The organism is Streptomyces sp. NPDC001832 (genome assembly GCF_040297265.1).
GTDB lineage: Bacteria > Actinomycetota > Actinomycetes > Streptomycetales > Streptomycetaceae > Streptomyces.
In genome coordinates this window covers 26,182-35,579 of record NZ_JBEOYU010000057.1, presented here as the reverse complement: position 1 = coordinate 35,579, position 9,398 = coordinate 26,182, and the positions used below count along the sequence as shown (strand labels likewise).

11 protein-coding genes and 3 pseudogenes are annotated in these 9,398 nt (G+C 66.9%); 11 read left to right on the top strand and 3 right to left on the bottom strand.

Features of this window, described 5'->3' with window-relative positions:
• The first annotated feature begins 160 nt into the window (after positions 1 to 160).
• Positions 161 to 319 carry a hypothetical protein gene (locus ABT115_RS28430; RefSeq protein WP_351795590.1) on the top strand — a complete coding sequence of 53 codons (159 nt, stop codon included), beginning with the start codon at positions 161 to 163 and terminating at the stop codon, positions 317 to 319.
• A gap of 157 nt (positions 320 to 476) precedes the next feature.
• On the opposite strand, the pseudogene ABT115_RS28425 reads toward ABT115_RS28430, so the two are convergent.
• The 3 genes and pseudogenes from ABT115_RS28425 to ABT115_RS28415 form a co-directional block, all read right to left on the bottom strand.
• Positions 477 to 1,713: pseudogene (locus ABT115_RS28425) on the bottom strand (alpha/beta fold hydrolase); the annotation flags it as partial.
• 157 nt (positions 1,714 to 1,870) lie between these two features.
• Positions 1,871 to 2,523 (bottom strand): annotated as a pseudogene (locus tag ABT115_RS28420) (urease accessory protein UreD); the annotation flags it as partial.
• Complete coding sequence (locus ABT115_RS28415; protein ID WP_351795588.1) at positions 2,514 to 2,798, bottom strand: type II toxin-antitoxin system Phd/YefM family antitoxin; 285 nt, start codon at positions 2,796 to 2,798, stop codon at positions 2,514 to 2,516. The pseudogene ABT115_RS28420 and the gene ABT115_RS28415, both read right to left, overlap by 10 nt.
• Before the next feature lie 45 nt (positions 2,799 to 2,843).
• Between ABT115_RS28415 and ABT115_RS28410 the strand changes: the two genes are divergently transcribed.
• The 10 genes and pseudogenes from ABT115_RS28410 (at position 2,844) to ABT115_RS28365 (ending at position 9,295) form a co-directional block, all read left to right on the top strand.
• A complete protein-coding gene (locus ABT115_RS28410) occupies positions 2,844 to 3,140 on the top strand; it encodes a hypothetical protein (protein ID WP_351795585.1) in 297 nt (98 codons plus the stop codon).
• Positions 3,137 to 3,385, top strand: coding sequence for an IS110 family transposase (locus tag ABT115_RS30965; protein WP_502969181.1), 249 nt, complete (start codon positions 3,137 to 3,139; stop codon positions 3,383 to 3,385). The genes ABT115_RS28410 and ABT115_RS30965 overlap by 4 nt, the downstream gene beginning before the upstream one ends.
• Before the next feature lie 150 nt (positions 3,386 to 3,535).
• A complete protein-coding gene (gene nthB / locus ABT115_RS28400) occupies positions 3,536 to 4,207 on the top strand; it encodes a nitrile hydratase subunit beta (RefSeq protein WP_351795582.1) in 672 nt (223 codons plus the stop codon).
• On the top strand, positions 4,204 to 4,803 hold the full coding sequence (gene nthA / locus ABT115_RS28395) for a nitrile hydratase subunit alpha (RefSeq protein WP_351795579.1): 600 nt from the start codon (positions 4,204 to 4,206) through the stop codon (positions 4,801 to 4,803). The genes nthB and nthA overlap by 4 nt, the downstream gene beginning before the upstream one ends.
• Positions 4,800 to 5,147 carry a nitrile hydratase accessory protein gene (locus tag ABT115_RS28390; protein ID WP_351795576.1) on the top strand — a complete coding sequence of 116 codons (348 nt, stop codon included), beginning with the start codon at positions 4,800 to 4,802 and terminating at the stop codon, positions 5,145 to 5,147. The genes nthA and ABT115_RS28390 overlap by 4 nt, the downstream gene beginning before the upstream one ends.
• Positions 5,148 to 5,382: 235 nt before the next feature.
• Positions 5,383 to 5,652 carry a hypothetical protein gene (locus tag ABT115_RS28385; RefSeq protein ID WP_351795574.1) on the top strand — a complete coding sequence of 90 codons (270 nt, stop codon included), beginning with the start codon at positions 5,383 to 5,385 and terminating at the stop codon, positions 5,650 to 5,652.
• Positions 5,653 to 6,034: 382 nt separating this feature from the next.
• Positions 6,035 to 6,862 (top strand): alpha/beta fold hydrolase, encoded by an 828-nt coding sequence (locus tag ABT115_RS28380; protein WP_351795572.1) that lies wholly within the window; start codon positions 6,035 to 6,037, stop codon positions 6,860 to 6,862.
• A 195-nt stretch (positions 6,863 to 7,057) separates the two neighbouring features.
• Positions 7,058 to 7,513: pseudogene (locus tag ABT115_RS28375) on the top strand (transposase); the annotation flags it as partial.
• Between the two features lie 550 nt (positions 7,514 to 8,063).
• Positions 8,064 to 8,759, top strand: coding sequence for a type 1 glutamine amidotransferase domain-containing protein (locus tag ABT115_RS28370; protein WP_351795570.1), 696 nt, complete (start codon positions 8,064 to 8,066; stop codon positions 8,757 to 8,759).
• A 161-nt stretch (positions 8,760 to 8,920) separates the two neighbouring features.
• A complete protein-coding gene (locus tag ABT115_RS28365) occupies positions 8,921 to 9,295 on the top strand; it encodes a hypothetical protein (RefSeq protein WP_351795567.1) in 375 nt (124 codons plus the stop codon).
• The last annotated feature ends 103 nt before the right edge of the window (positions 9,296 to 9,398 follow it).

The following is a 9,398-nucleotide window of genomic DNA, read 5'->3' as shown; positions in this document are numbered from 1 at the left end:
GTGCGGATCCGTGCACACAGCCGAGGTCAGAGCAGGCCAAAGATTCACTTCACCACCGGGCTGAAGCCCGGTGCACTGCGAATAGCCCCGGTAGCGGTGGGCACACCTCCAGGGTGACGATGGCATCCACGGCCGCGTGGCCGGTGAGGAGGGTGCTGGCATGTCCGGATCCACGAAGACCATGGGAGTGATCACCGTGGCGGCCCTGGTGGCGGTCTCCGCATACACGGCGGCGCTGGGGAGCAGCGGCTGGCTCTGGTTCGGATGGGTGGTGCTCGGCCTGATCACCCTGGGGATGGCCGCGACGCGCGAGCCCTGAGACTCGGGGAGAAGCTCTTCGACTACGTGGCGGAGGACACCTGGCTGGAGGCGTACGACCGGAACGCGTGAGGCGGAGTCCGTACGCGAGAACGGGCGGCCGGTGGTTGGGGACCACCGACCGCCCGTGCCCGTGAAGTGTGACCGTTACGGCTTCGTGGGTAGTCCTCGTGCAGCCGGGTGTTGTCGCAGTCCCACTTCTGCCAGCTGGTGGGCCACTTGGCATCCGCGCACTCGACTGCCGTGTACACGGCATTGCCGTTCTCCGAGGCGATGTTCCCCGCGATGTCCGACATGTCCGGCCCCGCGGCGTCGACCAGGGCCTGGGTGTCGCCGCCCAGGTGGTCGCTCCAAGTCTGGGCTACGAGCGCCCAGGTGGAGTCGTAGTACGGCGCCCTCTGGAAGAAGCCGATGAGCTCGGCGGGGCCGACGACGCCACCGATCGGGTTCTTCTTCGCGGGGGCAGGGTGTTTCAGCCACGCCTGCTCGACCTTCTCGGGGATGTCGCCGATGTGGTAGGTGGAGTCGTTCTGGGCGACCCATGCCTTCCAGTCGTCCCAGCGCCCCTGGAAGGCGATGTCCTGGTTGAGGTTGCCCTGGTACCAGATGTTGTCCTTCGCCGGGTTGATGACACTGTCGACGACCATGCGGCGGACGTGGGTCGGGAAGAGCGTGGCGTAGACCGCGCCCAGATAGGTGCCGTAGGAGACGCCCAGGAAGTTGAGCTGCTTCTCACCGAAGGCGGCGCGGATGACATCCAGGTCGCGTGCCGTGTTCGGCGTGGTCATGTGGGGCAGCATGTCGCCGCTGCGTTCGGCGCAGCCGTCCGCGTACTCGGCCGCGAGCTTCCGCTGGGCGCGCTTGTCGGCCCCGGAGTCGGGTACGGGGTCGGCCTTGGGGGCCTTGGCGTACTCCTGGGGGTCGATGCAGGAGATCGGCGCGGAGTGGCCGACGCCCCGAGGGTCGAAGCCGACGAAGTCGTAGGCCTTCGCCACGTTCGCCCAGATGGCGCTGCTGATGGCGCGCTTCGGGAACGCCATTCCCGAACCGCCGGGGCCGCCCGGGTTGTAGAGCAGGGCGCCCTGACGCTCGTCCTCCGTGGTGAAGTGCCGGTCGACGCGAGCTTGATCTGCTTGCCGTCCGGCCTGGCGTAGTCGAGCGGCACGGTCACCCAGCCGCACCGGATCTGCTTGGGCATGCCCCAGTCACAGCCGGACATTCCTTCCAGTCGACGCCGGCCCTGGCCGCCCGTGCCACGGCGACCTGAACGCCGCGCGCCTCGGAACCTTGGTGGTACCGGTCTTCTGCGGTGGCCGCCGGTGTGGTCACCGCGCCCGCTATGAGCGTGCCCGCGATCAGGACGCCGGCTGAGCCGAGCACTGCTGTTCGTCTCAAGTGGCACCTCCCCCATGTCTGAAGTGCCGCCGCTGACGGCACAGTTCATTCGGGATTTCCCGCGGATCCTGTCGTCTGTGAAGTTCCTGAGAACAGGCAGCACACCCACTTCTTTACCGAATCGATAGCCGGACATCCGTGTCCCGCTGAGCGGTCTTCACCTCGCCGAGGTGTCGAGCACGTCACTCAGTGCGTCGTCCAGGAACCTGCGCAGCAGGCGTGCGTCAGGGGCGACCGCCGTCACCAGCACAGCCGGATCGACGAGCGGCGTGAGGACGGCGGTCGGTCCCAGCAGGTGCGCTCGGGAGGCGCTTGTCGTCGAATGACGTGTGTACGAGGAGGAGTTGGACGATGGCCCGGTTGCCGCCCAGAACGGCCGCGCAGTCCCGGCCGCAGGGTGCTCCTGGCCCGTACGCCAACTGCTGGTCGATGAGCGGACGGCCTGCGCGGTGCACATCGAGATGGCCGATGAGGGCGACGGTGCTCTCATCGTGGCGGCCGAGGATCTGCTCCTCGCGCAGCACCAGATGTACTGACCCGTGCGGTCGGGGCGAGTTCGACCCGCGTGGGCATGCGCAGGACGCTACCGTGCGCCGAGACGAGCGCCTCCGGCAGCCAGCGGAGTTCGGCCCGCTCCCCCACGCTCAACCCGATGTCGTACGTGGCGGGTTCGGTGGCCGCTCCCGGTCCTGGCAGGACGACACCCTGGTGGGCTGACCCCGATCGAACATGACGTGCGCCCGCGCCGCAACGGGCGGGTGTGCACGACATTTCCGCGTCAGGGGACGTCAGCGGGGTGCTCAGCTGCCCGGCTCGCGGTGCCCCCTGTGTTCCGCCGCGATGCCGAAGCGCCGCCGTTCGCCGGGAGCGGACGCGGAGGAGCCGATCGAGGAGACCGAGCTGATCACCTGCTCCTCGGCAGCCGCCTCTTCGTTTTCGAGTCGCTCCAGGTCAGCGGCCGAAACAAGCGCCACGAGCGGCTTGCCGTGCCGCGTCACGACAACTCGCTCGCCGCCGTAGACGACGCGGTTGATCAGTTCGGCGAGCTCAGCTCGGGCTTGCGTCACCGGAATCTCGTAGGCCATGCTCCCTAGCTTATGTAGCGCGACCTCACCCGGGCCCGGGCAGTCATGCCGCACGAACGCGCCCGCCACAAGCAGCGCACCGAGAAGCTCCTCGAAGACGCCCAGATCAAGCTGTCCAGCGTGATCTCCGACACCTTCGGCGTCTCGGGGCGCGCCATGCTCGAAGTGCTGATCGCCGGTGAGCGCAGCCCGAAAGCCCTCGCGGATCTGGCCCATGGCACGATCAGGGCAAGCCACGCCACCCTGGCCGAATCGTTGACCGGCCGGTTCGAGGAAAACCGATCACCGACACCGAACGCCTCGACGACATCCCCGGCATCGGACCAGACACCGCGCAGGTGATCCTCGCCGAGATCGGCCTGGCCATGAGCGTCTTCCCCACCGCCGGGCACCTGGTCTCCTGGGCGAAACTCTCCCCGCGCACCGTCGACACGACAGAGCGGGCCCTCACCTTCCGTATCACCCCTTGCCCCATCGGGGACCCGGATCTGCCCGACCCACGGAACGATCACGGGAAGGGCCGCCACCGTCCGCTGCCGCGCCACGAGGACATAACCGACCCTGGGCGGCGGGCCCCCGCCGCCTGAGTACCGGCCGCGTCGGGCCCAATGACCGGGCCAAGCCGCTCGTCACTGAACGCAGTGAACGGATTGCAGTATGGCGTACGGCGTGATGCCACAGACATCAGCCAAATACGATGGATGTGTGTGCTTTTGCTGTAAATGAGAGGCCATGTCATGGATGGAATTGCCGACATGGGAGGCACCCAGGGCTGGGGACGCGTTCATCCACCGGATCGCGAGGAGCGCGTCTTCGCGCAGGACTGGCAGCGCAAGGCATTCGCGCTGGCGATCCTGTCCAGCCGCGTTGCCTGCGGCGGCGTCAACATGGATGCCTTCCGGCATGCATTGGAGCGCCTGGACCGCGCCGCCTACCTGGACGACGGTTACTACGGGCGATGGCTCAACGCCGGAGAACTCATGCTCACCGAACACTCCGTCCTGGCGGCCGGTGCGGTCGAAGCCCGCGCCCGCAACCTGCACGGCGAACACGTGGAGGAGCCACCGGCCCCGGAACCTGCCCTGCCTCGGTACACACCCACCGCCGAAGGCTCACTGCGGTCCGTGGAGACCTCACCAACCTTCGACGTAGGCGAGTGTGTATGCGCCAGGAACATCTCCGTGCCCGGGCACACTCGACTGCCGCGCTACGTCCGGGGACACAGCGGAGTCGTCGAGATCATCCAGCCCGCCCATGTGCTGCCGGACACCAATGCCCACTTCATGGGCGAGAATCCCCAACACGTCTACTCGGTGCGGTTCGACTCACGCGAACTATGGGGCGCCGACGCCGAACCCTTCACCGTCACCGTGGACATGTACGAGAGCTATCTGGAGACCACCGCATGACCACCACCGGCGGCTCTGACGAGAGCCCTTCCGTGGCGCTGCGCACCGAGGCGCTCGAACAACTGCTCACCGAGCGCGGCCTGATCGACCCGAAGGCCATGGACGCGATCATCACCCGCTATGAGACGAACGTGGGTCCACTCAACGGTGCCAAGGTCGTCGCCAGGGCGTGGACGGACCCCGACTACCGGCGGCGTCTGCTCGAGGACGGCACCGCCTCCATCAAGGAACTCGGCTTCTCGGGACAGCAGGGCGAGCACATCGTCGTGGTCGCGAACACCCCGACCACCCACAACGTCGTGGTGTGCACGCTGTGCTCGTGCTACCCGTGGCCGGTCCTCGGCCTGCCGCCGAGCTGGTACAAGGACCCCGCCTACCGCGCGCGCGTGGTCAGGGAGCCGCGCACGGTGCTGGCCGAGATGGGACTCACGCTCGACGACGATGTGCAGATCATCGTCCGGGACTCCACCAGCGAGGTGCGCTGGCTCGTACTGCCCGAGCGTCCACCCGGCACTGAGCACCTCACGGAAGAAGAACTCGTGCCACTGATCACCAGGGATGCGATGGTCGGCGTAGCCAAGGTGGCGACACCGTGAGCACGCCACTGGACATCGAGGGCCCGGCAGCACCTCCCCGCTCCAACGGTGAGCTGGTGTTCGCCGAGCCGTGGGAAAGCCGTGCCTTCGGCATGGCCGTCACCCTGTACGAGGCGGGCGTCTTCAGCTGGCCGGAATTCCAGACCGCGCTGATCGCCCGGATCACCGCCTGGACAGCCTCATGGGAGCACGGCGAGCCATACCACTACTACCGACTATGGCTGGGCGCCCTGGAGGACGTACTCGCCGGCCTCAGCGCCGTGTCCACGGACGAGGTCATCACACGCGCCCAAGCCCTGGCACAACGCTCCCCGGGGCACGACCACCGCGACCACGCGCGTTGACTCCGACGCCTTCCGGGCCGACTTCCCTGCCGGCGAGTTGATCCTCCGGGAGTTTTCGGGGTGAGTGAACGCAAAGGCTCCGCTCGGGGCGACCGAAGTCGCCACCCGCGCGCGAGTGGCTGGCAGCCCCGCACGAGAGCAGGCGGCGACCCCGGCGTCATCTCCTGAAGCAAGGACGGCACCCCGCCCTCCGCCGTGTCGGATCACGCAAGGCGTTGACCTGCATGATCACGATTTGCCGCAAAGTCGAGTGGCATGGGAGGCAGCGGCGGGCCAGGATTGGCGGCAACGGGAGGTCGCCGTCGGCGTCAGCAAACTGGTGGCCCTCATCGGCGGCTTCCACCTGAGCGGCCCCGCCTTCGAGCCGGTCATCGGCCCGACGGTGGCCGCGCTCACCGAACTCGCACCCGAGCTGATCGTCCCCGGGGCGGTGGAAGCCGACCGGCTCCCGAGTTTACGGAAAATCGGGATCACGAACGAGGCCGGCAGGCTCTCGTCCGGCTGACGAGTGAACGGCCGGGCTGGAAGTCGTTGATGTCCGGGGCCTCCGGCGATGTCGCCGTGGTGATGGTGGTGGCGTCCGGGTCAGCAGCCAGAGCAGTCCGTCCAGCCGGAGCGGGGAGCGGGCCCGACCGAGTACGGAGCTTGCTGACACCGTTGTTGCGCACCCGTCGTTCCCTGTCCGGTCGCCGCGGTCTGCCCGGCGCGCTGGAGTGGGGCTTTGCGAGTAGCGTGGTTGGCACGACGTGCTCATCGGCCGCTTCCGCTGCCGGCCTCTTCGTCGCCTTTTGCGTCCGCTGCCGGTCGTGGCGTGACATTCTCCTTGCGGCCCGGGTGCTGAATTCTCATGAAGCGGAAATTGCCGGAAAAGTGTTGGAGGGGCGATCATGGCCTTCGCCACTGCCGAGGACGGCACGCAGATCTATTTCAAGGACTGGGGATCGGGTCAGCCGGTGGTCTTCTCCCACGGCTGGCCGCTGATCGCGGACGCGTGGGATCCGCAGCTGATGCTGATGGCGAACAACGGCTTCCGGGTCGTGGCACACGACCGGCGAGGGGGCGGACGCTCGGGCCAGCCCTGGAAGGGGAACGACCTCGACACGTACGCCGAAGATCTCGCCTCCGTCATCGAGGCCCTCGACCTCCGCAACATGATCCTGGTCGGTCACTCGACCGGTGGCGGAGAGGTCACACGCTACATCGGCCGGCACGGCACGGGCCGTGTCGCCAAGGCGGTCCTGCTGGGTGCGATCCCCCCGTTGATGCTCAAGACGGATGCGAATCCGGAGGGGCTGCCGATCGAGGTCTTCGACGAGATCAGGAAAGGCGTGCTGGCGGACCGTTCCCAGTTCTACAAGGACCTCAGTGCCCCCTTCTACGGCGCCAACCGCGACGGAACGACCGTCTCCCAGGGAACCCGCGACGAGTTCTGGCTCTGGAGCATGACGGTCGGCATCAAGGCCGCCTACGACTGCGTCAAGGCGTTCTCGGAGACCGACCTCACCGAGGACCTGAAGACGTTCGACATTCCCACGCTGATCATTCACGGCGACGACGACCAGATCGTCCCTATCGTGGCCTCCGCGGAGAAATCGTCACAGCTCGTCAAGGACGTAACCTTCAAGGTCTACTCGGGTGCTCCGCACGGTCTGTCGATGGTTCCCGAGTTCGCGGAACGGTTCAATGCCGACCTCCTCGAATTCGCCCGTGGCTGACCGGCGTGGTTCAGGCGCTTCGACGACAGGCAGGATGCCGGTATCAGCATCGCTCTTGTCCGCAGCGCCCACCGAGTTCCTCGGGCGCTGCGAGACGGAAGGTCACACATGCCTCGCTCCATGCGCGCGCTCAGTGGCCGTAAGGGCCGACGAGCCCGCCGATGTCCTGCGGCTGGAATCCCGGCCCGTCCCCACTTGCGACTGAAAGTCCAAAAGGAACGGCCCCATCCTGGCGCCCAGTTGAGGATCACAGACGCGGACGGCATGCGGATCACGTGCTTCGCGACCAACACCCCTGACCGGCCTATCGCCGAGCTCCGCCACCGGCTGCGGGCCCGGGCGAAGGACCGGATCCGGGCCGCCCGGATCACCGGCCTGCGCAACGCGCCCCTGCACCACACCGCCCAGAACAAGGTCTGGCTGGAGATCGTCCAGATCGCCCTCGACCTGCTGGCCTGGATACCCATGCTCGCCCTGACCGGCAAGGCCCGACTCTGGGAACCCCGCCGCCTGCGATTCCGCCAGATCTCCGCAGCCGCCCAACTCGTCACCACCGGTCGGCGCAAGATTCTCCGCCTCACCCAGCACTGGCCCTGGACCGGCGCAATCACCGCCGCCTGCTCCGCCGCTGCCCAGTTGGTCACCACCGGCCGTCGCCACATCCTCCGCCTCGCGAAGCACTGGCCCTGGGCCCACGTGATCAGCAGCGCGCTCGCCCGGCTCGGTACCCTCCCAAACCCTGGTTGACCGGCAACGTCCCGCCCCTACGAGCAGCACACCCCGGAGCTGCGGAACCCGGCGTCCACCCGGCGCGACAGCTGGGCCATCAGCCTGCCCGGAGGCAGAGATCTCCGCTCGGAACGAGCAGGACGGGTCCGGCAGCAAGCTGACGGACCCTCATGCGAGATCGAGATTACGGGACAGCCCTTAGCAGAAGTGATTACCCAGATCGGTTTACACGTCCTGAAGGTCGACAGCCCACGCTCGGCTACCACCGCATCACTCAATTACCGAACCGGAGACGACTCATCGCCGAAAATCACATGTGTTCCTGTCGCGTAATTTCTAAAAGGTGGCACGAAATAATAGTCGGGGTTTTCACGATGTCGACCGGGTTGCATATGTCAGGATTCCCGCTCACACTGGTTAAAAATCTTACTTATCCCCTATCCAGGGGCAGTGTCTTCCAGAGGAGCGTCGTATGACCAAGATCCTTTGCGTGCTGACCGGCGCGAGCTACTGGACGCTGAAGGACGGGCACCGACACCCCACGGGGTACTGGGCCGAGGAGTTCGTGGCTCCTTACAGTGTGTTCATCGACGCCGGATACGAGGTCACAGTGGCAACTCCGGGTGGCGTCGTTCCCGTTGTGGACACGATGAGCTTGCAGCCCCGCATGGCAGGCGGCGAGGAAACCGCACTCCGGCAGGAGGCCGTCATCGAGTCGGCGGATGAGCTCCGGCATCCCATCTCCCTTAAGGAAGTGCACCTCAAGGACTACGCGGGGGTCTACTATCCCGGAGGCCACGGCCCGATGGAAGACCTCTCGGTCGACCCCGACTCCGGGGCGCTGCTGCGAGAGGCACTGGCTTCCGGCAATCCACTCGGCATCGTCTGCCACGCCCCGGCTGCTCTACTCGCGACCCGTGATTCAAACGGCCACACACCCTTCGCGAACTATCGCTTGACGGGTTTCTGCGACGAAGAGGAGGCTGGCGTCGGCTTCGCCGACAAAGCAAAGTGGCTGTTGGAGGACGAGTTGAAGAAGCTGCCGACCCAGTACTCGCGGGGGCCGGCCTGGAAGTCCTACACGGTCGTCGACCGTAACCTCTTCACAGGGCAGAATCCCGCTTCCTCCGGTCCACTCGCCAAAGAGCTCATCAAGGCTCTGCCCTGACTGCAGGCGTGATGCGTGCTCGGATCTCGGACAGGGGGCCGGGTGGGACCATCCATGCGAGCACACCAACCCGCACATCACCGTGGTCCGCGCCGAGGAGACCAACAGCGGCCGCCACGAGATCCGCATCGTCCCGCGTCCAGCCTCTGGCCCCGGGACAAGTGAACTTCCCGCACGCCACCCGAGCCCTGCTCGTCGAGCGGTACACCACCGGCCGCGGCGGCGGGAAGATCCACGCGGACGCCGAACTCGGCATCACCACCGCCCCCGCCCAGACCGCCGACGCGGCCACCCTCGCCCGCTGCCTACGCGGCCAATGGGCCATCGAGGCCCAGCACTTTGTCAGAGACGTGACCTTCGGCGAGGACGCCTGCCGGGCCCGCACCAGCAGTCTGCCCCGCGCGCTCGCCACCTTCCGCAGCCTGGCGATCAGCCTCACCCATCTCGCGGGATGGACCAACAACGCCGCCGCCGCCCACGACCACTACCGCAACCACCCCGCCGACGCCTTACGCGAACTCGGGCTCACGGGATGAGCACGCATCACGCCTGCCTGGATGGCGGGCTTCAGGCGGAGGCTGAACTGCTTGAGCTTCTGCGCGGTCGTGATGATTCAAGGGTGACCGCATTGGCACCATG

Bases quoted from the DNA above. Each gene is read 5' to 3' on its own strand.
- nthB (WP_351795582.1), top strand. From the start codon at position 3,536: ATGGATGGAATTGCCGACATGGGAGGCACCCAGGGCTGGGGACGCGTT.
- ABT115_RS28380 (WP_351795572.1), top strand. From the start codon at position 6,035: ATGGCCTTCGCCACTGCCGAGGACGGCACGCAGATCTATTTCAAGGAC.
- ABT115_RS28370 (WP_351795570.1), top strand. From the start codon at position 8,064: ATGACCAAGATCCTTTGCGTGCTGACCGGCGCGAGCTACTGGACGCTG.
- ABT115_RS28415 (WP_351795588.1), bottom strand. From the start codon at position 2,798: ATGGCCTACGAGATTCCGGTGACGCAAGCCCGAGCTGAGCTCGCCGAA.
- ABT115_RS28430 (WP_351795590.1), top strand. From the start codon at position 161: ATGTCCGGATCCACGAAGACCATGGGAGTGATCACCGTGGCGGCCCTG.
- ABT115_RS28410 (WP_351795585.1), top strand. From the start codon at position 2,844: ATGCCGCACGAACGCGCCCGCCACAAGCAGCGCACCGAGAAGCTCCTC.
- nthA (WP_351795579.1), top strand. From the start codon at position 4,204: ATGACCACCACCGGCGGCTCTGACGAGAGCCCTTCCGTGGCGCTGCGC.